Origin of the sequence: Paenibacillus sp. OAS669 (assembly GCF_014873645.1) — a bacterium.
GTDB classification, from domain to species: domain Bacteria; phylum Bacillota; class Bacilli; order Paenibacillales; family NBRC-103111; genus Paenibacillus_S; species Paenibacillus_S vulneris.
In genome coordinates this window covers 776,369-802,828 of record NZ_JADBDR010000001.1, presented here as the reverse complement: position 1 = coordinate 802,828, position 26,460 = coordinate 776,369, and the positions used below count along the sequence as shown (strand labels likewise).

22 protein-coding genes and 1 other annotated feature are annotated in these 26,460 nt (G+C 50.5%); of the genes, 13 read left to right on the top strand and 9 right to left on the bottom strand.

The window, feature by feature from the left end:
• Nucleotides 1-353: 353 nt before the first annotated feature.
• The gene (locus tag GGC63_RS03185) at nucleotides 354-965 is read left to right on the top strand and encodes a TetR/AcrR family transcriptional regulator (protein WP_079908488.1); all 612 of its coding nucleotides are present in this window, start codon (nucleotides 354-356) and stop codon (nucleotides 963-965) included.
• A gap of 121 nt (nucleotides 966-1,086) precedes the next feature.
• On the top strand, nucleotides 1,087-2,286 hold the full coding sequence (locus GGC63_RS03180; RefSeq protein ID WP_192701064.1) for an MFS transporter: 1,200 nt from the start codon (nucleotides 1,087-1,089) through the stop codon (nucleotides 2,284-2,286).
• 69 nt (nucleotides 2,287-2,355) lie between these two features.
• On the opposite strand, the gene GGC63_RS03175 is transcribed toward GGC63_RS03180, so the two are convergent.
• Complete coding sequence (locus tag GGC63_RS03175) at nucleotides 2,356-3,264, bottom strand: LysR family transcriptional regulator (RefSeq protein ID WP_192701063.1); 909 nt, start codon at nucleotides 3,262-3,264, stop codon at nucleotides 2,356-2,358.
• 108 nt (nucleotides 3,265-3,372) lie between these two features.
• On the opposite strand from GGC63_RS03175, the gene GGC63_RS03170 reads away from it, so the two are divergent.
• Together GGC63_RS03170 and GGC63_RS03165 are read left to right on the top strand one after the other, a co-directional pair.
• The gene (locus tag GGC63_RS03170; RefSeq protein WP_192701062.1) at nucleotides 3,373-3,759 is read left to right on the top strand and encodes a tautomerase family protein; all 387 of its coding nucleotides are present in this window, start codon (nucleotides 3,373-3,375) and stop codon (nucleotides 3,757-3,759) included.
• A 40-nt stretch (nucleotides 3,760-3,799) separates the two neighbouring features.
• The gene (locus GGC63_RS03165) at nucleotides 3,800-4,126 is read left to right on the top strand and encodes a carboxymuconolactone decarboxylase family protein (protein WP_192701061.1); all 327 of its coding nucleotides are present in this window, start codon (nucleotides 3,800-3,802) and stop codon (nucleotides 4,124-4,126) included.
• A 96-nt stretch (nucleotides 4,127-4,222) separates the two neighbouring features.
• Here the strand turns inward: GGC63_RS03165 and GGC63_RS03160 are convergent, their stop codons facing one another.
• Entirely contained in the window at nucleotides 4,223-5,005 is a 783-nt protein-coding gene (locus GGC63_RS03160) for a cupin domain-containing protein (RefSeq protein WP_192701060.1), read from the bottom strand.
• Between the two features lie 156 nt (nucleotides 5,006-5,161).
• Nucleotides 5,162-5,392: a binding site (T-box leader), on the top strand.
• 99 nt (nucleotides 5,393-5,491) lie between these two features.
• Here GGC63_RS03160 and GGC63_RS03155 point away from each other — a divergent pair.
• From GGC63_RS03155 to GGC63_RS03145, 3 genes are all read left to right on the top strand, one after another.
• Nucleotides 5,492-7,039, top strand: coding sequence for a 2-isopropylmalate synthase (locus GGC63_RS03155; protein WP_192701059.1), 1,548 nt, complete (start codon nucleotides 5,492-5,494; stop codon nucleotides 7,037-7,039).
• 80 nt (nucleotides 7,040-7,119) lie between these two features.
• On the top strand, nucleotides 7,120-7,596 hold the full coding sequence (locus GGC63_RS03150) for a YbaK/EbsC family protein (RefSeq protein ID WP_192701058.1): 477 nt from the start codon (nucleotides 7,120-7,122) through the stop codon (nucleotides 7,594-7,596).
• Nucleotides 7,597-7,629: 33 nt separating this feature from the next.
• Nucleotides 7,630-8,535 carry a LysR family transcriptional regulator gene (locus GGC63_RS03145; RefSeq protein WP_192701057.1) on the top strand — a complete coding sequence of 302 codons (906 nt, stop codon included), beginning with the start codon at nucleotides 7,630-7,632 and terminating at the stop codon, nucleotides 8,533-8,535.
• A gap of 357 nt (nucleotides 8,536-8,892) precedes the next feature.
• On the opposite strand, the gene GGC63_RS03140 is transcribed toward GGC63_RS03145, so the two are convergent.
• Both GGC63_RS03140 and GGC63_RS03135 read right to left on the bottom strand, forming a co-directional pair.
• The gene (locus GGC63_RS03140) at nucleotides 8,893-10,722 is read right to left on the bottom strand and encodes an adenine deaminase (protein WP_192701413.1); all 1,830 of its coding nucleotides are present in this window, start codon (nucleotides 10,720-10,722) and stop codon (nucleotides 8,893-8,895) included.
• A 115-nt stretch (nucleotides 10,723-10,837) separates the two neighbouring features.
• A complete protein-coding gene (locus GGC63_RS03135) occupies nucleotides 10,838-11,272 on the bottom strand; it encodes a DUF2935 domain-containing protein (RefSeq protein WP_079908497.1) in 435 nt (144 codons plus the stop codon).
• A 391-nt stretch (nucleotides 11,273-11,663) separates the two neighbouring features.
• Here GGC63_RS03135 and GGC63_RS03130 point away from each other — a divergent pair, with 391 nt between their 5' ends.
• A complete protein-coding gene (locus GGC63_RS03130) occupies nucleotides 11,664-12,245 on the top strand; it encodes a 50S ribosomal protein L25 (protein ID WP_192701056.1) in 582 nt (193 codons plus the stop codon).
• Nucleotides 12,246-12,308: 63 nt separating this feature from the next.
• Here the strand turns inward: GGC63_RS03130 and GGC63_RS34835 are convergent, their stop codons facing one another.
• The gene (locus GGC63_RS34835; RefSeq protein ID WP_264082002.1) at nucleotides 12,309-12,434 is read right to left on the bottom strand and encodes a hypothetical protein; all 126 of its coding nucleotides are present in this window, start codon (nucleotides 12,432-12,434) and stop codon (nucleotides 12,309-12,311) included.
• A 207-nt stretch (nucleotides 12,435-12,641) separates the two neighbouring features.
• Here GGC63_RS34835 and GGC63_RS03125 point away from each other — a divergent pair, with 207 nt between their 5' ends.
• Together GGC63_RS03125 and GGC63_RS03120 are read left to right on the top strand one after the other, a co-directional pair.
• Nucleotides 12,642-12,935 carry a hypothetical protein gene (locus GGC63_RS03125; RefSeq protein WP_192701055.1) on the top strand — a complete coding sequence of 98 codons (294 nt, stop codon included), beginning with the start codon at nucleotides 12,642-12,644 and terminating at the stop codon, nucleotides 12,933-12,935.
• Between the two features lie 777 nt (nucleotides 12,936-13,712).
• On the top strand, nucleotides 13,713-21,092 hold the full coding sequence (locus tag GGC63_RS03120; protein WP_192701054.1) for an S-layer homology domain-containing protein: 7,380 nt from the start codon (nucleotides 13,713-13,715) through the stop codon (nucleotides 21,090-21,092).
• Between the two features lie 388 nt (nucleotides 21,093-21,480).
• Here the strand turns inward: GGC63_RS03120 and GGC63_RS03115 are convergent, their stop codons facing one another.
• Nucleotides 21,481-21,717 carry an alpha/beta-type small acid-soluble spore protein gene (locus tag GGC63_RS03115; RefSeq protein ID WP_079908501.1) on the bottom strand — a complete coding sequence of 79 codons (237 nt, stop codon included), beginning with the start codon at nucleotides 21,715-21,717 and terminating at the stop codon, nucleotides 21,481-21,483.
• Nucleotides 21,718-21,811: 94 nt separating this feature from the next.
• On the opposite strand from GGC63_RS03115, the gene GGC63_RS03110 reads away from it, so the two are divergent.
• On the top strand, nucleotides 21,812-22,687 hold the full coding sequence (locus GGC63_RS03110) for an ATP-dependent DNA ligase (protein WP_192701053.1): 876 nt from the start codon (nucleotides 21,812-21,814) through the stop codon (nucleotides 22,685-22,687).
• Nucleotides 22,688-22,729: 42 nt separating this feature from the next.
• On the opposite strand, the gene GGC63_RS03105 is transcribed toward GGC63_RS03110, so the two are convergent.
• Genes GGC63_RS03105 through GGC63_RS03095 form a run of 3 tightly spaced genes read right to left on the bottom strand, consistent with a single transcriptional unit; the run spans nucleotide 22,730 to nucleotide 24,863 of the window.
• Nucleotides 22,730-23,230 (bottom strand): hypothetical protein, encoded by a 501-nt coding sequence (locus GGC63_RS03105; protein WP_079908503.1) that lies wholly within the window; start codon nucleotides 23,228-23,230, stop codon nucleotides 22,730-22,732.
• A complete protein-coding gene (locus tag GGC63_RS03100; protein ID WP_192701052.1) occupies nucleotides 23,227-24,495 on the bottom strand; it encodes a DNA polymerase IV in 1,269 nt (422 codons plus the stop codon). Before GGC63_RS03100 ends, GGC63_RS03105 begins: the two co-directional genes overlap by 4 nt.
• Nucleotides 24,492-24,863 (bottom strand): hypothetical protein, encoded by a 372-nt coding sequence (locus tag GGC63_RS03095; RefSeq protein ID WP_192701051.1) that lies wholly within the window; start codon nucleotides 24,861-24,863, stop codon nucleotides 24,492-24,494. The genes GGC63_RS03100 and GGC63_RS03095 overlap by 4 nt, the downstream gene beginning before the upstream one ends.
• Before the next feature lie 233 nt (nucleotides 24,864-25,096).
• Here GGC63_RS03095 and GGC63_RS03090 point away from each other — a divergent pair, with 233 nt between their 5' ends.
• Nucleotides 25,097-26,146 (top strand): TIR domain-containing protein, encoded by a 1,050-nt coding sequence (locus GGC63_RS03090; RefSeq protein WP_192701050.1) that lies wholly within the window; start codon nucleotides 25,097-25,099, stop codon nucleotides 26,144-26,146.
• Nucleotides 26,124-26,336, top strand: coding sequence for a hypothetical protein (locus tag GGC63_RS03085; protein ID WP_079908507.1), 213 nt, complete (start codon nucleotides 26,124-26,126; stop codon nucleotides 26,334-26,336). The genes GGC63_RS03090 and GGC63_RS03085 overlap by 23 nt, the downstream gene beginning before the upstream one ends.
• Nucleotides 26,337-26,460: the final 124 nt, after the last annotated feature.

Below are 26,460 nucleotides of genomic sequence, written 5' to 3'. Positions count from 1 at the left end.
GATGCGAAAGGTGGTAGGTGGGGTATCCCTCGTAGGAGCGATAGCGTCCGCCTTTGTTCTCGGAAAATACCCGCTGTAAAGCAATATAACCAAAATTTTTCCGGGAACAACAGCGGCCGGAGGGGGATACCCCACCGGGGTGCCGATGCTATTTTTCAAGCTTTGCAGGTTTTTGAACAGTCTCAACCCCAATGGATTCTCATTGGGGCTTTTTTTTGATCATTTTGATGCCGACTTAAGCGTCGAAAGGAACGAGGGGTTGCAGAATTGGACTGCATTTGCTAGAATACTGAATAAACGTTCAGTATTATTGTCACGATTCCGCTGACTTCCACCAAATCGGAGTGAACCGTATGAATAAAAAGCAGTTGCAGAGTGAGTTGACCAAAAAGCGAATAGCTGACGCCGCTAGAGTATTATTTATCCAGAAGGGGTACAAGGCGACCTCCATCGAAGATATTGTCGAGGTGACAGGCAGCAGTAAAGGGAATATTTATTATCATTTTAAAAGCAAGGAAGGCTTGTTCCTGTATTTGGTAGAGGAATGGGACCACGATTGGGAGCACAAATGGCTCGAGAAAGAATCCAAGTATGAAACGACAATAGATAAACTGTACGGAATCGCCGAGCAGATGGTGCTGGATGATTTGAATCATCCTCTTACGAAAGCAGCGGATGAGTTTTTCAATAACGAGGAGAAAACCAGCGACGTAGAGGACCGGATGGCCGAGATGGTCACGAGGCACTTGAAATTCAACGGAAAGCTGATTCGGGAAGGTATGGAGAAGGGCGAATTCAAGCAAGCTAACGTTGAGAGTCTGGCTGTCATCCTGGAGGGCTTGTTCTTTGGCCTAAGTCAGATGTCGCGCAAATCGAGTATGAAGGAAGCACTGGAGCTGTACCAGATGGCGGTGAAAATATTTCTTTACGGCATTGCCGCACGGCCGGAGGAGCCGGAGCGATAGCCGTATCGGTTTTATAGACAGAAACCCGAGCCGAAAATATTCCTTTTCGGTGAAGCTTTTTGGAATAATACAAAACGAACGTTCAGTATAATTATGAATGAACAGCATGTGGAGGATTATCATGTCATTATTATTTAGAAACAGAGGCGCAATTTTACTTTTGATGGTCAATATTTTCCTGGTTTTTACAGGCATTGGGCTTGTTATACCCATTATGCCCACTTATATGGAAGAGCTTCATATTAACGGCAGTATCGTCGGCTTGCTGGTTGCCGCATTTTCTTTAACCCAGCTCTTATTTTCTCCTATGGCAGGCCGGTTATCCGATTCCCTCGGAAGAAAGAAGATTATTATTGGCGGAATGCTCGTGTTCGCCGTCTCGGAATGGATGTTCGGAGTGGTGAGCACACCGTTGTTTCTCTTCGTCTCGAGGATGCTCGGAGGTATAGGAGCCGCACTGATCATGCCTGCGGTTATGGCTTACGCCGCCGACGTCACTACGACGGAAGAACGGGCCAAAGGAATGGGCTTCATTAATGCGGCCATTACGACCGGATTCATAATCGGCCCCGGGATCGGCGGATTTATTGCGGCATATGGAATTCGAGCACCCTTCTATGCGGCAGCTGCCGCGGGAGTCGTAGCTGCTATCATCTCGCTGATTCTGCTTCCGGAATCGATGAAAGCAGCTAAAGGAACGTCTCCGGCTCCGAGCTCGTCTCAGGAGGCCAAGCCAAGTCTTATATCGCAGCTGAGACAATCCTTCCGCGAGCCCTATTTTCTTGGCTTGATCATCGTCTTCGTTATGTCCTTCGGCTTGGCAAATTATGAGACGATATTCGGATTGTTCGTGGATCATAAATTCGGGTTCACTCCAAAGGATATTGCTTTTATCATCACTTTCGGTTCCATTGCGGGAGCTGTCGTACAGCTTACGATTTTCGGCTGGATTTTGAACCGTTTTGGCGAGAGACGGGTCATATCCGTCTGTCTGGTTGTCGCGGGGGTATTTGTTTTATTGACGCTCTTTGTGAGCCGTTACTGGCTGATTTTGCTGGTTACATTCATCGTTTTCCTGGCAACGGATATTTTGCGGCCGGCGGTCAGCACCCAAATGTCCAAAATGGCCCAAGACCAGCAGGGCTATGTAGCCGGCTTGAACTCCGCATATACGAGCTTGGGAAATATTGTAGGTCCCGTTGTTGCAGGGTTCCTCTTCGATATTAACATTCAGTATCCGTATGTATCGGCTTCTCTTGTATTGCTGGTGTGCTTTGTCTTATCGCTGGCAGCCAAGGGAAAACGGGCGGTTGCATCTTGACCGCGTGTCGTTATTGCAAAAGCGTCGCCGCGAAAAGCAGCGGCGTTTTTTTGCATGTGTAAGTGTAAGCTAGAGCAAGATTAAACCTTCTTCTCGTGTACGCTGCCAAAGCTCAAGCTCCTTCTTCAAGCATTGAAGGAATAAGGTGCTTGCCGAGGAGCGGTACTGCAGCTTGCTAAGCTGCAAAATGCCGATCGGGATCAACGGTTCCTTCATGTTGACCTCCAAATGCACAATGTCAGGGGGCAGCTGGAGGGAGGAGAGGACGGCTCCGACTGACGGGATTTGCTGTACGAAGGACGGTATGGCGGAAATTTGACTCACCGTATACAAGAACGGCGTGCCGGAATATCCGGCAAATTCTTTTACCAGACGCATATGGTACAAGCAGGTTTTGCCGCCGACGAAGAGCGGGTAATCGTACAGAGCTTCCATGGAAACGGTTGGAGCGTCAGCATAGGGATGGTTCTTGGAAACGATAAAGCTGATTTTTTCATCATACAGATGCTCGAAGCGCAGGGCGGAGATGTCGTGCGGCTCCCCGGTTATTGCGAAATCCAACGTGTTTTGCAGAAGCGACTGGGCCAGCATATCCGCGTTGCCGACCGTGAAATGACACTCAATCTGCGGCTTCAGGGCGCGGAACCTGTGCAGAACAGCGGGCAGCAGGCTGGCCGTCATCGTCTCCGATACCCCGATGTGAAGGGTCCCTATTTCTTCCTTTTGCAGCGATTTGGCCTGGTCCAATACATAATTCCAGTGCTGAATCAGCTTGTCCACCTCTTCTGCGTACACCTTCCCGGAAGGAGTAAGCTCCGCATCCCAGCCCCGTTTGAACAGCTTGATCCCAAGTTCTTTTTCCAGCCTTTGTATTTGATTGGTCACCGTGGACTGCGCGTAATTTAATTTGGCGGCTGCCTTGGAGAAGGTACCCTCTTGAATAATCGTGCGGAAGGTCGTGAGCTCCTTCAAATCCATACCACTCATCTCCATCTAATAAAATGATAATATTTATGAATTAATTCAATTATACAGATGAAGCGTTGAGGTGTACAATCAAATTATCTTGAAAGGGAGGGAACCAGCATGCCGTTCATTCGAGTCGGTTATTTGGAGCAGCAATACGGGGACAAGGAGCTGCCAATCATCAGTCAATGTATTATGCGTGCTTTAAGAGAGCATTTTCATGTCCCGGAGGATGATTACTTTCAGGTTTTTCATGCGCATAAGCGAAGCGAATTTTACTACAGCCCCCATTATCTAAATGTGGAGAGAACGGATAAGCTCCTCTATATTCAAATCACGTTAGGGTCAGGGAGAAGCAGGGATCAGAAGAAAGCATTTTACCGCAGGCTCGCTGAGCTATTGGCGGCAGAGTGCGGGATCAGAGAAGAGGACGTATTCGCTGTCTTGATGGAAACCGAGCTAGAGGATTGGACGTTCGGCAAAGGGATCGCGCAGATGATTTTATGAAAAGCGTCGTTATAACGAGTAGGTGAAAGGAGAGCAGGCGATGAAGCACAGACGTATCGTATCGAATGCGAGAGAAACATTGGGGAATGTGGCACCGGCGTTGGCACACTATTCGGAGGAGGTGCTGTTCGGGGATGTATGGAGAAGAGAGGAGCTATCGCTTCGCGACCGGAGTCTCGTTACGGTTGTTGCCCTTGTGGCAGGCGAGCACACGAACCAGCTGCCTTTCCATTTGAAGCTGGCTATGGATAATGGCCTTACCGAGGAAGAGCTGATTGAGGTCATCACGCATTTGGCCTTCTATGTAGGCTGGCCGCGGGCAGCGTCAGCCGTTTCCGTGGCGAAGCAGGTTTTTGGTAAGGATTAACATGCTAGTATCTATCCCAATGGGATTGAAGACGAAAAAAGACCATTCCAAGCTGCCTCAAGCAGACCTGAATGGTCTTCCGTTGTTCGCTGCGTCTTACAGATTGCTGTTATAGTTGTAACCCCATCCATTGCCTATATAAGGCTGCTGCAGGGGATACTCGTATCTTTGATGGTACTGCGGCATGCTGGAATTGGGCTGGTTCGGGAAGGCCTGGTTCGGGAAGGCCTGGTTCGGATAGGACTGGTTCGGGAATGCTTGATTTGGGAAGGGCGGATTCGGGTACATCGGCTTCGAATAGTTTGGTTTGGCTTCCTTCTCACTGGTGCCCTGAACCGCAAACTTATCGCAATCCTTTGGAGGACCGATGAAAACCGTCCCGGTAATGGGGGAGAGCGTATCCTTCACTTTGTCTTCATCCAGGCAGTAGGAGCGTGCGAATATGTTGGCGGGCGTCAGACGCAATAGATCGGAGCCGCCGATAAATTCCGGAGTCGGGGCATCGAAGATGGCTAATAAATGCGTGTTGTCGACGGACGCAACCTCATAATGCCACCATCCTTGAGGCACGTTGGCTACTTGACCCGGCTGAATGGGGAAGTTAAGCAGTTCCTTCGTAAAGGGATTGATCAACGAGACGACAGCAGCTCCCGAAATGCAATAGACCAATTCCGAAGCATTCTGATGTATATGGGGTTCTACGATGTTACCGGCGCTGAGAAAAATATCGAGCAGAGATACGTTTCCAAGCGTATTAAGCTGTTTAATGGAAAGCGCGTTAATGTAGTTCTGCGGATCTTTTGTGAAAAATCGATTGTCGCTTAAATCATAAGAAAATGCTGCCGATGGCGAGGCATAATCCATATATGAAACGGCCACGTCATTCCCTACTTTCCTTGGATATTAGGCGTTTGACCCTATGCGGTTACTGTATGCAGCTGTAAATCTAAACGTTCGCCTAATCCATACCCTTATCCAATTTCAGCTGTTGACAATGAACCAGGGATGCCCTATAATAACCATTAATTTCATTAGCCAAATGTTACGATTAGAAATAGTAGAATTGATTGGACCTTTCAGAGAGCCGTTGGCAGGTGCGAAACGGCAGTGACCTTCATTTCGAACTCGTCTATGAACAGCTGCCTGATATGTAGGGTAAGCCGGATTTCCACCGTTACAGGGATAGATGGTGATGGCCATCGAAGGAGATCATTTCGTTAATGAAATGAATTAGAGTGGTACCGCGAGTTCAACCTCGTCTCTATACGTAGAGACGGGGTTTTTTTGTTGGTTAAATTCCGGGTTTAACCAACCTCGCTTTATATAGATATATATTATATCCATTTCGTTTAGGAGGAACTAACCATGAATCGTAAAATAATTGTATTGGATACTACATTGCGTGACGGAGAGCAGGTTCCTGGCGCTAAGTTAAATATGCATCAAAAAATTGAAATCGCCCAGCAATTGAAACGGCTGAATGTAGATATTATCGAAGCGGGCTTCCCGGCTTCTTCCCAAGGAGATTTTCAGGCAGTGCAGGAAATTGCCCGCACCTTTGGCGACAGCGTATCGATTACTGCGCTGGCCCGCGCCGTTCGAACCGATATTGACGCCGTCTATCAAAGCATTAAGTCGGCGCAAAATCCGCTTATCCATATCGTTCTCGGAACCTCCAACATCCATGTGGAGAAGAAGTTCAACCGATCCAAGGAAGCGGTCATGGAGATGGGCGTTGAAGCCGTCAAATATGCCAAGACGCTGCTGCCTTACGTTCAATATTCGACAGAGGATGCATCGAGATCGGATTTCGAATATTTGTGGAAAACGATCGAAGCCGTTGTAAAAGCAGGGGCGACGATGATTAACGTGCCGGATACGGTCGGCTTTGCCGTCCCTGATGAATTCGGGGACTTGATCCGCAGAATTAATGACCGCTTGAAGAACTTGAACGACAAGGTCATTCTCAGCGTGCACTGCCATAACGATCTGGGGCTTGCAACCGCGAATACGCTCAGTGCGGTCAAGAACGGAGCAGACAAAATCGAATGCACGATTAACGGCTTGGGTGAGCGCGCGGGTAACGCCTCGCTGGAAGAAGTCGTAATGGCCTTGAAGGTAAGGGAAAGCTCCTTCCAAGCCTATACCGAAATTCAGACCAAAGAGCTTCTGAGAACGTCCCGCTTGGTCACTCATTTGACCGGCCTGGATGTTCAGGTGAACAAAGCGATTACAGGCGAGAACGCCTTCGCCCACTCCTCGGGCATTCATCAGGACGGGCTGCTTAAGGATAAGCAGGTTTATGAAATCATGTCTCCGGAGGATGTGGGAGCGGAGAGCATGGAGCTGATTCTTACCGCCCGTTCCGGCCGTCACGCGTTCAAGAACGCCGTCGAGAAGATGGGCTTTGATACGAGCGATAACGAGGACTTTGAGCAGCTGTTCCAAAAATTCCTTACGCTGGCCGATGCCAAAAAAGAAGTGTATGATCATGACGTATTTTATTTGGTGACAAGTCACCGCACCGTCAGCGATACCGAGAAGCAGCTGTATGAGCTGGAATCCTTCCAGGTGGTAACCAACGATTTTTACCCTACGGCTACCGTGAAATTGAGAAAGGGCTCTGAGGTTTTGAAAGGCTCTGAAGTAGGCGACGGTCCGATTGATGCGTTGTACAGCGTCATCAAAGCCTTGGTAGGCATGGATGTTCAGCTGAAGGATTATAAAATCAACAGCCTGTCGAGAGGCAAGGAAGCGATCGGCCGCGTCAACATCCGCATCCAATACGAGGGCAAAACATATTCCGGCCGCGCTATGGACACCGATATTATTAAAGCCAGCGCGAATGCGTTCTTGAATGCCGTTAACGGCGCTTTGCTGGATGATATGGCGAAGCAAGGGTCCGCTGTCTAAGTTTATCCCGAAGGGGTTCCTTTTCTGGGGGCCCCTCCCCTCGCCAGGGGCATAAATCAAGGATTGGAGGGAATTATGAGATGGGTTCGCTAAAAGAAAGCGCTCAGCGAGTGCAGGACTTGCTGGCGGAGTGGGGTTATGCAAATAAGGTTGTGGAGCTGCCCGATAGCGCACGCACAGCCCAGGAGGCCGCAGATGCTATTGGCTGCGAGGTTGCGCAAATTGCCAAATCGATTATATTTCGTCTTAAGAGCTCCGATAAGCCGCTTTTGGTTGTCGCCAGCGGTGTGAACCGGGTTAATGAAAGGCTTATCGCCGGAAAGCTGAATGAACGGCTCGGCAAAGCGGACGCGGACTACGTTCGCGAGAGAACCGGTTTTGTCATCGGCGGAGTGGCTCCGATCGGGCACGCCGAAAACCTGCTGACTCTCATTGACGAGGACCTGTTCCAGTACAAGACGCTGTGGGCAGCAGCGGGACATCCCAAGGCGGTATTCGAGCTGACGCCGGAAGAACTGGTTGCCATGACCGGCGGACAAGTGGTCCAGGTCAAATAAGCAGCAATTTAAGGGCGAAAGAGAGGAAGTACATTGACGCTGCAGCAGTTGAAATATGTGATTGAGGTTGCCAACCGGGGATCCATGAATGAAGCGGCCAAACGGCTGTTTATCTCCCAGCCGAGTCTGTCCAATGCGATAAAAGATCTCGAGGAGGAAATCGGGATCACCATTTTCGAGCGCACGAACAAAGGCATTTCTCTCTCGAAGGAGGGGGCCGAGTTTCTCGGCTACGCCCGTCAGGTGATTGAGCAGGCCGAGCTGCTGGAGAGCAGATACTTGAACGCGAAGCCATCTCCCCAGCATTTCTCGGTATCGACGCAGCATTATGCATTTGCCGTGAATGCCTTCGTGCATTTGGTTCGTGAATACGGCCACGAGGAATACGAGCTGGCGCTGCGCGAAACGAAGACCCATGAAATCATTCAGGATGTCAAAAGCCAACGCAGCGAGATCGGCATCCTATATCTCAATGAATTTAACGCCAAGGTCATCAACCGGCTGCTGAAGGATGCCAATTTGAAATTTACCGGCTTGTTTACGGCGAAGCCGCATATTTTTATAAGCGTACATAATCCGCTCGCCAAGCAATCCGTTGTGACGATCGACCAGCTTCAGGATTATCCTTACCTGTTCTTCGAGCAGGGGGAGTATAATTCATTTCATTTCTCCGAAGAAATATTGAGCACGCTGACGCATCCCAAAAGCATTTGTGTCAATGACCGGGCCACGCTGTTCAATTTGTTGATCGGGTTGAACGGCTATACGATCTCTACCGGGGTGCTGAGCGCCGATTTGAACGGGAATGAGATTATTCCCGTCCCTCTGGCATGCGAGGAGACGATTCATGTCGGCTGGATCTGTCACCAAAATGCGGCGCTGTCCAAGCTTGCGCTTGCTTATATCGAAGCGCTCCATCAGGCTATCGCTCAGCCGTAACTCCCGGCGCAATATAATCGTCCCCGTGAGCGCTGCCGCCCCCAGCGTGAAGCAACCTATTAAAACACCTCGGACGAAATAAGAAAATAACCACGTCGGGGCGTGAGCCTCCGATGTGGTTGTAGTGAAACCTGGTTATACCAAAAATCGGCCTAGGAGAGGTGGGGTGTCCCCTGGAGGAGCGAAGCGACCGCCTTTGTTCTCGGGAAATTACCACTAAGGGGCGAATTGAATAAATATTTCCCGAGAACAACAGCGGCCGGAGGGGGATACCCTACCGGGGGGACCAAGCGATTTTGGATTTTTTAGGTTTCAAACAAAAACAGCGGAGGCACAAAGCCCCCGCTGTTTATTTTCTTATCCTTCGTCCGCGAACAGGGATACCTTCTCGAACCCTGCGTCGGAAATCCGAATCAAGCCCGTATCGGAAATATGCAGCGTAGGGATCACGACCAAGGCCAGCAGGGATAGGGTCATGAACGCATAATTCATCGTGCATCCAGCCTTCACCAGCGCTTGGTTGATCTCAATGGACTGCTTGACCACCTTCTCGTAAGGCTCCGTCGACATAAGGCCGGCCAGACGAAGCGGCAGCTCGACGAGGGTCCGGCTTGTCGCAACGGCGATGCCGCCTTGCATGCCAATGACGGCGTTTGCGGCTTGGGCCATCACCGCGTCATCGTTGCCGATGACGAGCAGGTTATGGCTGTCATGAGCGACGGTCATGGCGATAGCCGCCGGTTGATCGAAGCCAACATTGCCGACAATGCCTATAGCCGAACCGCCGGTTTTGCCATGGCGCTCGAACAAGGCCATCTTGCACAGCGTGCTCTCCGGAGTGATCTGAAGCTTGCCGTCCTTCACAGGAATATCGGCGAAGATTTCCTCCGTCTCCACGTGATTTTCTCTCACGACGGCCACACGGGTCTTAATAGTGCCTGACGATACCGGCGCTTGCACTTCAAAATCGGAAGGAGCCAGCTTTTTGTTGATTTTAACCGAATTCACCGCATAATCCGGATAGTCGAACGGGGTCAGCTTCACCGTCATGGCACCGTTCTCGGCGACTACATCGCCACGGGCGATCGTCATAACGACGTTAACATCAGCCAGGTTGCCGTCCAGCAAAATAATGTCGGCGATCGTGCCCGGCGTTACGGAGCCTACATCTCTTGCGACACCGAAGCGCTCTGCCGTATTTAAGGTTGCCATTTGGAAGGCAGTCACCGGCTTCACGCCCTGCTGGATAGCATGTCTTACAATGAAATTCATGTGGCCTTCTTCTTTTAAAGAGCTGCAAATCCGGTCGTCCGATACAAGAATCATCCGGCGGGAATCAATGCCAAGCTCGGTATGCGCCTTGATCGTAGCGGCCACATCATGCCATGCCGAGCCGCGGCGCATCTTGGCGTACATGCCCAGTCTCACACGCTCGACAACGTCTTCCTTCGTGACGCTCTCGTGGCATCCCGATACTCCTGCGGCCGCATAAGCGGCAAGCCGGGGGTCATTGGCAGGCCAGGTGTAATGGCCGTCCACGACCTTGCCCGCCCGGAGCGTCGCCTGAATTTCACCGATCATCTTCGGATCGCCGTAGACGACACCTGGGAAATTCATGACCTCTCCAAGAGCAATCATATCCGGGCCCCAGCTTAATGCCTCGGCTACCTCCTCCGGTCCGAACTCAGCTCCCGACGTTTCGAACTCGGGGTTCGTCGAAGGGACGCAGGAGGCTACCTGCATATAAGCGGCCATCGGCGTTTGTCTTGCTTCGTCCAGCATAATGCGCAGTCCCGGCAGACCAAGGACATTCGATATTTCGTGGGCATCGAAGAAGCCGCCTGTCGTTCCAAGCGGAAGGACGCCGTTCGCAAATTCCGTTACGGATAGCAGGCTGCTCTCAATATGGCAGTGCCCGTCCAACAAGCCGGGAGCAATATATTTGCCCTCCGCCTCGATAACCTTCGTATCGGAGCCGATCATTCCCTCGACGAAAGGGCCGACATAGGCAATGCGCGTACCGACGATAGCTACGCAGGTATTCGGCAGAATTTCGCCGGACATCACATTAACCAGACTGCCGTTGCGGATGAACAGGGTCGCCTTCTTTTCTCCACGGGCAAACGCAACCAGATCCGGGATGCAATCCGCCAATGGAGGCCTTGCAAATGCTGCAGCTTGATTCATCTTCATATCCACCTCATCCCTTATTTAGGTTCTATTGTACACGTCCTCACAAATGGAACGCAAACGATAGAGGCAGGAATTATAAGAAGATGAGGCAGACTGCCGGATCATTAGACTAATAACTCTGCTCCCTGGAGAGCAGCGCTTGAGCGATGCCGATAAAGTATTCGGATTCTCGCCGGATATGGTTTAATACGGTAATAGCCGTCGGATTTTTCCTCATGGCCGCACTTCCGCTGCCAAGCTGGTTAAGTAATTGAATGAATTGCTCGCTTTGATGAAGCGCAAACTGAACCAACTCCATAATTTGCTTATACACCTCTCCGCTGACCTGGTGGCCCGTCCTTCCGACCAGCTCTATGTAGCGCACGAACCTCGCTTGGGTTTGTGCCAGCGCTTGCTCCCATTCCTGCAAGGCTTCAACGAACGGCTGCTCCAGGTCGGGAACCAGTGCCCGAATAACATCGGTATGCTCCGTCTCCTGCAGCTTCCAGAATTCTCCCTCGTCCAAAATGCGCAGCGGCATTTTATCTCCATAATAATATTGCACGGACAACCCTCCGTTCCTAATAGTCAGGTACAAAGTAGTCTATTAATAGAGGCGGACAGATATGACTTGTCAACGGCAATTGGAGCTTATGCAGCTATGGAAAATAAATCCTTTGTACTTATGCTCCCGGCAAAGCGTTCCAACTTTGAGGAAATGGACAAAAAGGGTGGAGCAGCCTTCAATGATTGGAGATTATCGTTCATTTTACGAAAGGATCGCTGATTTTGCGGAACGAGCGTTCTGACTGCCGGAGCCAACAATGGTAAAATAATGAGGACAAGATCAAGCCAGGGAGAACACCTCCGGGATTTCCCCAATTCAATCATAAGGAAGTGACAACTCAAATCTGGCTAGAGGTGTTCGCCCTGACACCATAGGGGAGGACATATCGATGAAATTACAACTGCAAGCGGAATTGCGTCAAACAACAACCAGATCTGCCATACGCAAGCTGCGTGAGGAAAAGAAGGTTCCTGGAGTCGTATACGGGAAAATGACGGAGCCTGTCTCCATTGCATTGGATGAGAAGGCTTTGCTAAAGGCGCTTCATTATCCTAATGCGCTTATTGAGCTGGAGGCGCCTGGCCTTAACAAGCTGGCCGTCATACATGCCGTCGATCGTGATCCGATTCATCACCGCATTCTGGCGGTCGACCTGCATCAAATTCAATTGAACGAACGGGTTAAGGTGCATGTTCGTATTGAACCGATTCCGGACCCGGACGGTAAAATGATTCCTTATCAAATGTTTCTTCATGAAATTCATGTCGATTGCCTGCCCGGCCAAATACCGGAGGCCATTGCCCTTGATTTGACGCCGATACGGGAAGGTAAGGCTATCTTCGTCAAGGATTTGGACATTCCGGAAGGGGTTCATGTGCTGACCCGTGCCGATGAAGTCATTGCCGCGCCGTTCCATACGATCTCCGAAGCGGAACCTGCAGCAGAGACCGCAGCGGAAGCGGCGGAATAATCCAACCTTCCAGCCAAATAAAAACCCGCTGTCCCTGATAGGACGCGGGTTTGTTTTTAAATATTAGTACAAGCAGCCGCGAGTAACGATAACCAACAAAATGAACAGAACCAGAATAACGCCAACGCTTGTAAATACGCCGCCTACGCCGCCTACGCCACAGCCTGCTCCACCTACGAGTCCACTCATGTTTCAAATCTCCCTTCATGCTATTTTTGAAGTGAGCCTTAATTGATAGCCCCGAAATTAAGTTATGCTTGGGACCCCCTTGGCGTATGGACGTTTGACCCCGTAGGTTAAATATCGTTGAGGTTTTTTGTCATGCCGATTTTACATGCGAATAGATGGCGTATATTTGACAAATCCTTATAAGGAAACTTATAGGAGGTGAACGTCATGCCGGGACAAAATCAGCAGCAAAATGCCGGGCAAGGCTCGGGACAGCAGTCAGGCCAAGGTGACTCTCAGCAGCAGCTTCAACAAGCGGTTCAGCATGCGGCTGCTCAGGCGGATCAAATTGCCGAGCAAACGAAACAAATTACGCAAGAGGTTCAAATTCAGCAAATTCAGCAGCAGCTCCAGCAATCGTCTGAAGAGCTTAAGCAGGCTGAACAGGCTTTGCAGCAGCAATCCCAAGGCGGTCAAGGGCAAGGACAAGGTCAGGGTCAAGGTCAAGATCAACAGCAGTAAAGATCTTTTTCAAGTTCATGCATAATGGCCTCCAATAGGGGCATGCTATGGTCGACGGTGAAAAGAGAGGTGTGGTTCCGTTGAACGATCAACGAGAAATGCCGGGGAAGCTGTTAGAATCTAAATAGAAGCGAGGGGATGTGCCGCAGAGACGTTATTGTAGTACCCCATACTGCATTAGTGTTAAAGTGGTAGACCTAAGGTTCAAAAGAGGTTCAAGACATTAGTACCAAAAATCAATTCACCGTTAGAAGGGCCCGCGAGGGTCCTTTTTCTTTTCATGTAAAAATGAAAGCGCTGTTATTTTCCCTTCATTTGTCCATATGAAGATGGGATTTATCCATAGTTTTGTTCACAGGCAGGAGTAAAATAGAAATTATGGATAGCATGTTTTACCTTTAAGGAGGGAGAGCCATGAGGCGCGAATGACGGACAAGCCTGATATAATTATTGATTTACAGTGCATACCACCAAAGAACTGCACGGCTTCATTGCCGCGAATCCGATCATTATTCTTTTAACGACATCCACAAGCCGGCCCGTCTGATGTCTTCTGACAGCCCCGAAATTTATGGCTGTTTTTCTGCTTGCATCCCCTTGAATTCTATAATCTGGAGTTCAATCACTAAGCGGTCAACCCTGTACTCTTTACTCCTTTTATCCACTGACAGAGCAGATACTTTGTCCATAATCCCGTGCAAGATATTCTAACGTTCCATTATGAAGTTAAGAAATTTACACTAGGCTTTACCGATTTCGTAAAGGAGGCTTTTGCAGATGCTTAGGCAGCATGCCGCTAACAGAGTATTAACCTTAATATTGATTATTACTCTCGTCATTTCCCTTTTTCCGGCACCCTTTATCCCTGTATCCACGGTTCACGCGGCGGAAGGGGACAGCTTGGGGTTATTGGATGTGCAGGTGAATAAACCTGTTGATGTTAACGTTAATCTGAACATGGCAACTATCGATATCTCATTGCCCTACGGCACCTTGTCCCAAATGCTGAATATAACGACCAACCCGGGAGCAAGCGCGGCGCTTTATAGAGCCGACGGAACAACGGCTATCGCTTTTACCTCCAACAAAAACGATGCCAAGCTGGACCAATTGTCCGCAAGCGGGCCAACGAATTTTTATTTGGTCCTTACGAATAAAAATGATAGCAGCAACAGCAAAACATACACCATCACGGTAACGGTGGATAGCAGTATTCCAGCCATCGCCGGGCCTATGGGACCTAACGACAAGTATTTGCCTCTTAACATCCATAGGGGAGAAAATGCCTGGGATGTGATGGGTGCATCGAAAATCGGCAATGGCAGTACGACCGGCTCCATAGAGGGCCCAGGCGCCGCCTCCTCTTACAGCGGGAAAAACTGGAATGAGTCCTTCTACGATCGTTCCGGCGATTATCCGGCGGCTTCGACAGTAGATGAATCCTGGATCGGAGATAATATGTATTTGCAGACCATTGGCAAAAATGATGCGAATGCGCTCGCAAAATATGGCATTGCTAATATACCGGGGACCGGGAAGCTCAACTCCGATATTTTGCGTTATCACGAATTTTTACCTTTTAAAACCCCGGAGGGCGTGAGCCGGGATGATGGGGATCGCGGAGCCGTAGGCAGCGACCGCCAGAGGCTGGAGATTAAGAGCAATACAGCGGCATCCAATATCGATGCTAACAGCGTAGGCGGGGACATTATGACCCACCACTGGAGACTGATGCTTCCATCGGAAACGTTAAGGTTCCAGCAGGACGTAACGAATTATAAAGCCGGTGATTTTATCAATCCCCATCGTTTCTGGCACATCTTTCAATTGAAAGCGATCTCAGGCGATGAAGCCGGCCAGCCGATCACAACCCTTACGCTTGTTTCAAGCGGCGGCAAGGGACAGCTGGAATTCCGCAACAATCCGGACGGTACGGCTGCAGACAGAATCAAACCGTTGTTCACCATTCCTTTTGACAAGGTGGTTGACCGCTGGCTTGATTTTGAGGTGACGATTTTATCCGCGGATAAAGGCTACGTCTATGGCAAGCTGGTGGATCTGGAATCCAACGAAGTGCTGTTCGAAGGCGGGATGACAGCCGAAACGCTGCGCCGCCCTGAAGAGAAGAATCCGGCTACGGGCAGACTCGAAAGAGGGGACCAGCCCATGGTAGCGGGACAGCAAAACCGTTCCAAATGGGGGCTGTACCGCGGGATGTACAATGGTGCGGGAGATGCGGCGTACGCTGATGAATTCCAGGCGGCTACGATGTATTTGGCTGACGTGCATTTGATCAAACGGGACAGTAACAGCTATGTTTTCCCTGACGGATGGGACCCAAAGGCGCAGCCTAAGGAGATTGCAGCTTGGGCGAGACCTGCGGCTATTACAACCACCGTAGGAACGGCCTTCAATAGCTTAGGCTTGCCTTCCCAGCTTGATGTTACCTTAAGCACAGGGAAGATCGAGAAGGTGAATGTCAACTGGAGCCCAGCCGGTTATGATCCTAATGCAATGGGCAGCTATAAAATTACGGGCCAATTTGACGGGACGGGGATCACGAACCCCAAAGACATTCAGCCTTATGTTGAGGTTAACGTTAATACGGGCTATAAGAACTGGGCGATGACCCCTGGTGCGGAACTCAAGGTCGTCAGCCAGAGCAGCGGCACCAAGAACAACTTTATTGACGACAAATCAGATACCTCCTGGCAAGCCCATAGCTCATTGGGAGCTTCAGCGGCAGAAACCTATCAATACTGGGCGGCTGTCAAGCTGGAAAAGAAAATCGATATCAGCAAAATCCAAATCGAATGGGGCAGCAATAGCAACCTGCTGAAAAATTACCAGGTCTACTATACCAATGATGCTGCTGCTTATACGGAGCTTGTGGAGGGCGGCACCCTCTCGACATCCTCGAGCGCAACGAGAAAACCGCTTGAAACGGCACATGGGGGCTCCTGGATTCCCATCTCTGAATTAGGGCAAAGTACACCCCCTTCACCTAGTAATAATCGAAAAATAGATCAAACTTTGATGGCGCCGGTTGGGGCTCAATATGTACTGCTTGTATCCGACGTCACTCTAAAAGCAGGAGCCGGAGGAATCAAAAGCAATGAATTCCGCGTATTCGGAGAACCATCAGCATCGTCCGAAAGCTCTTTGTCCATTAGCAAGACAAGGCTGAACCTTGCCATCGGCAAACAAGAGACACTTAGGACCGTAGTTCTGCCTGAAAGTACACCGGATAAGTCGATCACATGGCTGTCCAATAATACGGCGGCAGCATCGGTAGATGCAAACGGCGTCGTAACTGGGATAAGTGAAGGTACAGCGCTGATTACTGCAAGTAAGGGGAACCTGAGGCAAACCAGCACCGTGACGGTCATGAATGCCGCAGATATTCCGACAGCAACGGGCTCATTGAACCTGCTGGACAAGACACGCTTTACCCCGCAAGCAGGGGTGAATCTTAAAGTAAGCTCGGAAGCGCCGGAGCATCCGGGAGCGGACGCTTTGAAGGCGGATGGCAGCGGCTACTGGCGTAATTCAAGCTCTAAAGTGTATAAGAGCGATTACTCGCCTTCCTCCTTGGCTTTGGCGCTGGACCTGGGCGCTCCCAAAACGATTGATAAATTGTACCTGGAAATACCGAACAGCATCCCCAACATCCAAAGCAATGCGACCAGGTTTGAGGTGTACTACTCCAATGATCCTGCATCCTGGGAAAGTGCGCCGACGGCTTCAGATACGGCCAACAATTACGACTGGCAGGCCAACGGCTGGACATTGGCCGGCGGTACGGAGACTGAAGGGCTGTGGTCTTACGTAACGTATGGCGGGCAGCAATGGGGCTATGATACGAAGACATTCCTGTATCCGTTCACAGCCCGGTATGTCATGGTCAACACGATTCTGGCCGGGTCCCGCAGCAAGTCTACGGATCAAGACTCGATGATGGGGCTGTCCGCCCTGGCTATTTACGGCAAAGACCCTATTGCCAATGCAACGGCTCTAGTGCCTGCCAAGGATACTTACAGCACCTGGGATCAAGCTGCTGCAGTCTCAACGACGATAAGTCTTGCCGGCGGACAGGCGCTGACGGGGATTACGAAGGGCGGAACGGCGCTTGTCAAAGGTACGGATTATACGCTATCCGGAAATACGGTCACGTTTGCCGCTCCTTATCTTGCGAAGCTGCCTCTCGGCACAAATGAATTTACATTTGCTTTCAATACCGGCTCCCCATCCATTTTCGCACTTGATGTGACGGCCCGCGGATATGGTGAAAATGCCAATACAATCAAGATGAATGCCATCGAAGGCGTGTCTCCTTACAATGTATTGGGAGGGGCAATGGGTACCGATGAACCGGTAGAAGGCGTGACCAAGAGAATCAGGGACGCTTACCATCATTATTACGGCGATCTGCCCCGGGCAACCGCAGCAGACGACCATATTACAAGCGTTTGGGACGATACGCTGAAGAAGAATGTATTCAAGCTTTTTGAATATGGCAGAGGGGTAAATAACGAATTCGCCGATAAGGTCCGGGATGGTGAATACGGCCATAAAGGTGTGTTTGACCCAAGCATAGGCTACGTTGTTTACGGCGCGGCGATCAACGACAGGCAGCGAGTTGAAATTCGGCCAAGCGAAGATTCGACTCATGATTTTACGGCCTATGAGGGTGATATCGTTTCCTACAGCTGGCTCTGGAATATACCGGACGGCAATCAGTGGAATCAGTCTGGCTTCCGGCATATTTTCCAGCTGAAGGCTACGAATGCACAAGCGACCAATACATTGCCGGGGGGGAACACCAGCGATGAGAACGGCGCTTATATTCTGGCTATGTCGATCTCCGGAACCACAAAGAGAAACCTTGTGGTGAATCATAACCGGTACGACGGCGATAAGAACCTTCTGACCATTCCGTTAAGTGAGCTTGACGGCCACAGGATTAAGGTGGAGCTAAATGCGCTGATATCGGATACCGGATGGCTCACCATTAAGATCACGGACACGGTAACCGGCAAAGTGTATACTTATGACAGTCCGGATGTGTATCAAGTGTTCTCCAATCAAGGTGCGAGCGACGGCGTGAAGGATTTGTGGAGAAGACCGCAAAGAGGCAGCAGCTTTGAGACCGAATATCCGGCTGCGTTTGATCAATATTTGCGTCCGAAGTGGGGAATTTACCGAAGCTCCAATGGAGGCAATAACTCAGCTTTTGACGTTCAGCTTCAAGTGGCTGATATTACTATAAGCAAGGTGGCGTCCGGGATTTCGTCCGTTAACCTTGCGCTGAATAAAAAAGCATACAATGTGGGCCCGGTCACCGGCAATACGATTCAGAAGCAATCTGCTGCGGCCAATGAGTACGGGAATGCCAATAAACTGACTAACAGCGTGCTGCAGGACCCAACAAAATGGAATGTAACCAACGTGACAAGCCTCGATCAGATCGGGAACTATTCATGGCTTGGTACGGATGGGGACAAAAAAGGCAGCTTCGTTATAGATCTAGGCCAGGCTATGGATTTCAGCCAAATCCGTTTGTTTGCCAAGTCGACCCGGTTAAAAGGTGCAACGGTTTACGTATCCGATGATACATCAAATCATGCTTCAGCCGCCGAGTTTGACTCCATGACCTTTAAGCAAGTGGATAAAAAGACGGCTCAGGGGTATACGTATGCTAGTGGCAATACTAGCGGCGGTACGGATACGGACGATAGCTCGTACCCGATCGACCTGGGCAAGACTTATCATTCCAGGTATATCAAAGTGACGGTAGAGAATGCATCGGGCGGCAATGCAGGAGCCGATCTTACAGGACCTCCGCGCCTGACGCAGGTTCAAGTGTTTAATGCCCCAACGCCTCCGCAAAACCTAATGCTGGATCCTACAGCTAAAGTTTTGAAGTGGGATGCAAATCCGTTAAGTGAAGGGTATGCCGTCTATGATGGAACCAAGGTACTTGCTGACCTGCCGAAAGACACAGCAAGCTATACTTTACCGGCTGCCTTAACAGATATGTCCAAGATTGCAGTGAGATCCAAGGGAACAGACCCGTATTCCCGTAAATTTATGATTTCAGCACCTGCTTTCCCGACAGATTCGCAAGTGCTTCCAGTGGTCATAGGGATTAATCCCGAAAACGTGACGACCAAAGCGGGAACAGCCCCGGTAATGCCAACGGTGGTTACTGCGGTGTACAGCGATAACACAACCCGTCTGCTAGGAGTAACATGGGATCCTATTGATCCGTCGAAGTACGCATCAGCAGGCAGCTTTACGGTTCAAGGTACGGTAACCGGTACAACGTATAAAGCGCTGGCGAATGTTACGGTAATGGCAGTGGATGCTCCGGGCCCAGTAATTGTAAGCATCACGCCGGTCAGCGTAACGACCAAAGCGGGAACAGCACCGGTAATGCCAACAGTGGTTACTGCGGTGTACAGTGATAACACGACCCGTCAGCTAGGAGTAACGTGGGATCCTATCGATCCAACGAAGTACGCGTCTGCTGGCAGCTTCACCGTAGAGGGTACGGTAACCAGTACAACGTATAAAGCGTTGGCGAATGTTACGGTAACTCAGCCGGTATGGCCGGCTAATTCCAGCCTCACTGTTTCCGTTGTGACACCAAGAACGGCAACATTAAAATGGACGGCAGCCGAAGCGGGCAGAGGAATAAGCGGGTATAAAGTATATAACGTTATAGGGTCAACCTACACCGAGGTTGCGTCGTTAGGCAATGTTCTGACCTATGATTTGATAGGCTTGCTGCCAAACACCAGCTATACTTATGCAATCCAGGCAGTGGATTCGGATGGAACCCGAAGCGTTTACGGCCCTACGGTTACATTTAGAACCGTTCCACCCAGCTCGGGATCACGTCCTGGCGGCGGGTCGTCAGGTGGTTCGTCATCCGGTTCCGGCGGTACTGCTGCGCCATCGGATTCTGGCAGCCATGCAGGCACTATCGACCTTTCCAAAGATGCGAAAGTGACCAAAGAAACAACGGCAGATGGCAAGCCGGTAACGAAAGTGACCGTTGACGCCGACAAGCTGGAAAAAGCTTTATCCAACGCGCTTGTTACGATCGATGTGAAGGACAGCGAGTCGACAGTGAAAGTGGAGCTGCCGGGAAATGCTATTCTGAACGCTATCGGTAAGCAAAGCAATGCGATTATTCGGATTCAAGCTAATGGAGTTACTTATGAGCTGCCTGTAAGTGTGCTCAAGCATATTCCTAAGGATGCAGTTGTCACGGTCACCATCTCTAAATTTTCCGGTAAAGCCGGGGATGATATTGCCGCGGTGGTGAAAAGCTTGAACGCGAAGCAACTGATTTCGAATCCGATCGAGTTTAGGATCGCCGTTAACGGGAACGAATTATCCGATTTTGGCGGTATGTATGTCAATCGCACCTTCGGCCTGGGAACCGCTGTAGATCCAAGCAAGATAACGGCTGTCTGGTTCGATTCGAACAACCGGATGCATTTCGTACCCGCCGTCATCACGACGAACAACGGTTCATCGGACATCACGATTCGTTCGCCGCATAACAGCATTTACACGGTCATTCAATCGGATACATCGTTTACGGATTTGCAAGGGCATTGGGCCAAGGCGGATGTAGAGCTTCTGGCGAACAAGCGGATCGTGAACGGCACAACCGACCAGCTGTTTACGCCGGATGCGAACATTACCCGTGCTGAATTTGCTGCTTTGCTGGTTCGCTCTCTTGGATTAGCCGAAGTACAAGCGGACGGGTTCCGCGATGTACAATCGAGCGACTGGTTCGCGGGAGATGTAGGTACAGCCTACAAGGCAGGGTTAATTACCGGTTTTGAGGACGGCACCTTCAAGCCGAACGATAACATCACTCGCGAGCAAATGGTCACCATGCTGGTTAGAGCGCTCAAAGTCGGCGGCAAAGAAGTGAAGCTGGACAAAGCAGTACTGGATTCATTCGCTGACCGTGCAAGCATCGGCGACTGGTCTAAGGATGCTGCTGCTCAGGCTCTGAGTGCAGGCATTATCCAAGGAATGTCCAATAAGGAGTTTGCGCCGCAGGACAAAGCGACTCGCGCGCAAGCGGCAGCTGCGCTGAAACGTATGCTGCAGTACCTCCAATTCATTAACTAACAATGCTCCACGAAGAAGCTGTTCCGCGGCTTTCAGACCGCGGGATGGCTTTTTCCGTTTTTACGGCCAGCTCAACCAAAAGCGGACAGGGTCGATAGCTCCGCCACCGACCCTGTCATTATCCCAAAAAAAATACCCCATTATTGGTGATGGGGCAGGTTGTTGAAAAACTTTTGCGTGAACTATGCTGCATATGGAGGTGGGATGTGCCTCGGAGGAGTTTACGTCCGCCTTTGAAACCCGTGAAAATACTGCTAAATATAATGACATTTCACGGGTTTCAACAGCGGCTGGAGGGGGATATCCCACCGGAATATATCGGCAGTAGTTTAAGCTCTACAGGTTTTCAATAGACTCAACCCATCATTGAAGATGGGTTATGCCGATCCTATTGAAAGCGCACGCCGGAGGCGGAGGAAAGCTGCTGCTCGGCAATCTGCACCAAGCGGCGAACCATATGACCACCGATCGCACCGGTATCGCGGGTAGCCATGTAGCCGTAATAGCCGTCCTGCGGAATTTGAATGCCTAATTCTTGCGCTACCTCATACTTTAATTGCTCTAGAGCACCTGCAGATTGCTGTACGATAATCTGGTTGCTGCTTCTGGATTGTCCACGTGCCATTAATCATCATTCCTTCCATGTTAGGGTAATTTTAGATTCCCCATCTTTTCCCTAATTATTCATCACTCCGCTCATGTTAAAATGATTGTGGGTGATGAGTATGTTTATCTCGCCGATGCTAGCGGATTGCCGGGAGACCCCCTTTTCGGATCAGGCTTATGTGTTCGAGCCTAAGATCGACGGGCAGCGTATAATGTTGTCGAGGCGCGGGAAGGAGACTCGTCTCTTCACGGCGGACGGACTTGAATGCACCAAGCAGTACCCTGAGCTGCACCGCATTCCCTTGGAGGGAGATGTCGTGCTGGACGGGGGACTGTACTGTATAGATCCTGACAGTGGAATGGCCGATGCCGGATTGGCGATGGAAAGAATGCAGCTGAAGCAGAAGAAGCGGATTCAGGCTTTTTCTTTACAAAGACCAGCACAGTATATGATTTGGGATATCTTATTTCATAAGGGCCGTGATCTGAGGCCTATGCCTTTAGTCAAGCGGCGGGCGCTTTTGGAATCGCTGCTGCAGCAAAACGAACGGTTTCAGCTCGTTCCGCAGACGGAAGCGTACGGAGAAGAGCTGTTTCAATCTATCGTTGCTTCCTCCATGCAGGGCATGATGGCCAAGCATAAAAACAGCCCTTATGTATCGAGGGTATCGCACGATTGGATCCGAATCCCCAATTACCAATATGTCGATGTGGTCATTTCGGGTTACCGGAAGGAGCCGTTCGGCTTGTTTGCCTGTATCGAGGAGGATGGTGCGAAGCAGTCCGTCGGACTGATAGAGTCGGGTGTGAACGAAAAGCAGATGCAGCTTTTCCATTCGATGGCAGGCAAGCTTGCCGTCAAGGAGGATGAGCATACTGTTCATCTTGCGCCTGAAATCAGGGCTCGCGTCCAATGCCGGGGACGGACCCGTCATGGGATGCTGCGAAGCCCCGAACTTATCGAATTTATTGAGAAAAGCCCGAAGTGAGCAGCCGAGTGCTCCGTCGGGCTTTTGGACGTTATAATGGGGCTATTTTACTTTATGGCTGCTAGCGGCTTCCTGAAGCGTTGCGACCAGGCTTTTGGCATAGCGGCCGATTCTTACGCTGATCTCCGAACGGATAAAGTCCTTTGTCATAATGAAACGGTCTTCACGGCCGCGGCAGCTGTACCGATAACACAGCGAGTTGTCGTCCTTCGTATCTTCAAATACCTGAATGTGCCGCTCCAGCAAAGCTCTCTTATTCTTCATGACATCCTCGCGGATATGTCTCGCTAATATTTTGGCGGCGGCGGAATAGAGGAGCTTCAATGTCTGGGTGGACATCTCGACTTCGATGCTCTTCTTTTCAACAATTTGCAGCGCGACGGGCAGCAGGACGGAGTCCCGTATCATGTCCATTTCCTTGTTCGTCGGCGGCTCGGGGGGCGGGGCCGGCGCGTCTTTTCGAATAAGGGACTGCTCTTTATGCTGCGGAAGCATCATGCGGCTTGATTCCCATAATCCGTTCCCTTCGAGTTTCTTGCTCATTTATAGTGCCCTCCAATTTTTTGTGCCCTCTCGAACGCTTGCCCGGAGGCGGTTACTGAGGACGCTCTTACGATGGCCGCGCTGCCGTAACGTTCCTTGATCTGATCGGTGACCCGGTCCAGTGCCCGTAATTTCGGTTGATCCTCGAATAAAGTCAACTGGTATACTTCATCGTCCGTTAACCCGCTCAGCATGACGCCGAGGCGGCGTACGGGCATCTTATCCCAATGACGGTAGAACAAGGTTTTGACGGCCTCGAAGACCGCACTGGTATTATTCGTCGGATCAGGCATTTTCATTTGTCTCGAGAATCCGGTCGGAGCCTCGTAGGGGCTGCACATGCAGCTGACCGATACGACTCCGCCCATGTATCCTTTGCGCCGGCAGTCGCGGCAGACCTCCTCCGTCAGCTCGAGCAGAATCGTCTCTACCTCGCTATTCTCGATATAATCTCTCGGCAGAGTCATCATATGGCCTACCGATTTGGGCGGCGTATGGAACGTCCCGGGGGTGACGGGGGAGTCATCCAGGCCGTTCGCCGTTCTCCACATGACCTCCGCGTGAATATCGCTTTGCTTGCCGAAGCGCGCCCGGAATTTCTCCTTCAAGCGGGGGAGCGGGGTTCGCGCGATATCGCCGATCGTAAACATCCCGAGCCGCGCGAGATGCTTCGTCATGCGGGACCCGACGCCGAACATTTTTTGTACCGGCTCAGGCCAAAGCTTATTTTCGATTTCCTCCTTGCGCAGGATGAACAAGCCGCTATTGCTCTTCTTCGCCCAGATATCCGTTGCGATTTTGGCCAGTATTTTATTCGAGCTGATGCCGATTCTTACTTTTACTCCCGTTTGCTGAAACACCTTCTGCTGGATGGATTGAGCTATCGTCAGCGGATCTCCCCAGATCCCGAGACTTCCGGAGACGTCCAGAAACTGCTCGTCGATTGAAAAAATTTCAACCAGATCGCTGTATTCCTTGTAAATCTCCGTGATCATGAGAGAGACGTCGATGTAATGCTGCATGCGCGGACGCATGACCACGAGCTGCGGGCATTTGTTCAACGCCTCGCCCAGCCGTTCGGCGGTAGTGACTCCATAGCTTTTGGCTATGGGACAGGCCGCCAGGATGATGCCGGAACGGCGTGCCGGATCCCCGGCCACAGCGACGGGCTTATCCCTGCACCCGGGATGGTCCGCCTTTTCCACACTGGCATAGAAGCTCTGGCAGTCCGCCAGAAAAATCGTTCTCTCGCCCTTCGTGATCATTTTAACCGCCTCCGCAAATTCATAAGCGTAGTCATAAGCTCCGCTTTTACCAGGCTTCTTAGCATTTTAAAATGATGGATGTAACCGCGGACCTTATATTCCACATCGATGCCAAGTGTATTCATCTCCGTGTGCAGCACCTTGATGCTTCGCTCCCTCATCCTGTTCTTAAGGGCTTGCAGCTCGGGATAAATGGAGCTTTCGACTTCCCTGAGATAAAAAATCACATGGTTATAAACAATTTTGTCCTTGTACAGGTTCAGCTCCTCGATATCTCTCGCCAGCATATCCAACAGAATGGGCAGCAGGGTGTATTCCTTGATGATTTGAATATCTTCTTCGGTTTCTACTCTTGGATTGATACTCATAAATGACACCACCGTAATGCGAACATGTATTCGTGTTTAATTCTTATTATATACCGAACACATGTTCTTTATGCAAGTGTATTTTATGGAAATTGGTGTCGCTGCTGTTTGATAAAAAAACTTCGAAGGGACTATCAACAGAACAGGAAAATTTTGCTACACTAATAGAGATACAAGCATGGGATCGGTTTACCGGAGACTAGAGAATTGATCTTGAAAAGGGGAAGTGTCCGTTGTCGGTATCGAGGCAAGAACGAAAACCGGAGCTGTTCATCGGCTCCTCAAGGGAAGCGATACATTATGCGCGGGCCGTTCACGAAAGCCTAAGCCGCTCGGCCCAGGTGACTCCATGGTATACGGCATTCGGGGCCAATTCCTACACGATGGAAGCGTTGGAGCAGCAGCTGGATCTAAGCGACTTCGGAGTGTTCGTGTTTGCGGCGGACGACGTTGCTCTTTATCGCGGACAATACGTATTTATTACCCGGGACAATACGCTGTTCGAGATGGGGCTGTTCTGGGGAAAGCTGCGGCGCAGCCGTGTGTTCGCCCTGGTCCCGAGATCGGTGCAGGAGCGGGATGACCTCATCCGGGATACGACGATCAAGGACTTTCATATTTTGTCCGATTTGCAGGGGTTAACTCTGCTCACTTACCATGAAGCGGTACGCGGCAATTATTTGGCGGCAGTCGATATCGCTTGCGGCTACATTGCCAAGGCTATCGAGGACGAGCAGACCTTCACCGATCCTTGCCAGCTTCTTGCGGAGAAGGAAGCCGAGCTCGAGAGGAAGCAAAGCATCCTTCACTTCTTCTGGGAATATAATCGGAATGTGACGGCTGCCGATCCGGAGGAGAAGTACCATTCCTTCAGCGAGGCCGTTCGCAACTCCTTGCTCGCTCCCGAGGGGTTTCGGGTGACCGGGGCGGCTATTTGGAAGAAGGAAGGGAATGACGGCGTTCGCCAAGTGGGCGGGAATGTGGGGAGAGGCAAGTTTTACCGGTTCCAAACCTACGCGGAGAAGAAGAACGACAAGAAAATATACGTGCTGGAAGCCTTTTTGAACAGCACCTGGGAATTTTTGCGGCGGAAAGAGGTTGCCGAGGTGTATGTCCTATGTTATCCTCTAGATAAAGAGCATGTGTTATCCGTGCATATCTCGGGACTGAAAGTATTATCCAAGGAGGATCTTACGGAGATCGTCCATCATAACGAAGAGCTGCTGGCAACCATTAGTCACTTAGTTGGAGGGGATTCAGATGAACAGAAGCGCAGGGTTTAAACGGACTTCGATTTACGGATCCGCAGCGGGACGGTGGGCTGCTCCAGGCTCTGCCGACTTGGGTACGGCTCGCGAAGAGCATGATGCCAAAGCGGGCGTCTTTATCGGACCTTCCGTTGAAGGCGGCGACAAGGAATACGTTCACGTCATCAGCGGAAAAGTGATGAACCGCAAGCCATCGTTTATATAATCATAGCCTCGCAATAAGTTAGGAGCCGTGCGTTGAACGTACGGTTTTTTTGACGTTGTAGACTATGAGGGTTTGAACCCGTTCCTCCTTCAAAAAAAGTTGGTTTTTTTACGAAAAAAAAGCG

Bases quoted from the DNA above. Each gene is read 5' to 3' on its own strand.
- GGC63_RS03185 (WP_079908488.1), top strand. From the start codon at position 354: ATGAATAAAAAGCAGTTGCAGAGTGAGTTGACCAAAAAGCGAATAGCT.
- GGC63_RS03180 (WP_192701064.1), top strand. From the start codon at position 1,087: ATGTCATTATTATTTAGAAACAGAGGCGCAATTTTACTTTTGATGGTC.
- GGC63_RS03175 (WP_192701063.1), bottom strand. From the start codon at position 3,264: ATGGATTTGAAGGAGCTCACGACCTTCCGCACGATTATTCAAGAGGGT.
- GGC63_RS03170 (WP_192701062.1), top strand. From the start codon at position 3,373: ATGCCGTTCATTCGAGTCGGTTATTTGGAGCAGCAATACGGGGACAAG.
- GGC63_RS03165 (WP_192701061.1), top strand. From the start codon at position 3,800: ATGAAGCACAGACGTATCGTATCGAATGCGAGAGAAACATTGGGGAAT.
- GGC63_RS03155 (WP_192701059.1), top strand. From the start codon at position 5,492: ATGAATCGTAAAATAATTGTATTGGATACTACATTGCGTGACGGAGAG.
- GGC63_RS03150 (WP_192701058.1), top strand. From the start codon at position 7,120: ATGGGTTCGCTAAAAGAAAGCGCTCAGCGAGTGCAGGACTTGCTGGCG.
- GGC63_RS03140 (WP_192701413.1), bottom strand. From the start codon at position 10,722: ATGAATCAAGCTGCAGCATTTGCAAGGCCTCCATTGGCGGATTGCATC.
- GGC63_RS03130 (WP_192701056.1), top strand. From the start codon at position 11,664: ATGAAATTACAACTGCAAGCGGAATTGCGTCAAACAACAACCAGATCT.
- GGC63_RS34835 (WP_264082002.1), bottom strand. From the start codon at position 12,434: ATGAGTGGACTCGTAGGTGGAGCAGGCTGTGGCGTAGGCGGCGTAGGC.
- GGC63_RS03125 (WP_192701055.1), top strand. From the start codon at position 12,642: ATGCCGGGACAAAATCAGCAGCAAAATGCCGGGCAAGGCTCGGGACAG.
- GGC63_RS03120 (WP_192701054.1), top strand. From the start codon at position 13,713: ATGCTTAGGCAGCATGCCGCTAACAGAGTATTAACCTTAATATTGATT.
- GGC63_RS03115 (WP_079908501.1), bottom strand. From the start codon at position 21,717: ATGGCACGTGGACAATCCAGAAGCAGCAACCAGATTATCGTACAGCAA.
- GGC63_RS03110 (WP_192701053.1), top strand. From the start codon at position 21,812: ATGAGTATGTTTATCTCGCCGATGCTAGCGGATTGCCGGGAGACCCCC.
- GGC63_RS03105 (WP_079908503.1), bottom strand. From the start codon at position 23,230: ATGAGCAAGAAACTCGAAGGGAACGGATTATGGGAATCAAGCCGCATG.
- GGC63_RS03100 (WP_192701052.1), bottom strand. From the start codon at position 24,495: ATGATCACGAAGGGCGAGAGAACGATTTTTCTGGCGGACTGCCAGAGC.
- GGC63_RS03095 (WP_192701051.1), bottom strand. From the start codon at position 24,863: ATGAGTATCAATCCAAGAGTAGAAACCGAAGAAGATATTCAAATCATC.
- GGC63_RS03085 (WP_079908507.1), top strand. From the start codon at position 26,124: ATGAACAGAAGCGCAGGGTTTAAACGGACTTCGATTTACGGATCCGCA.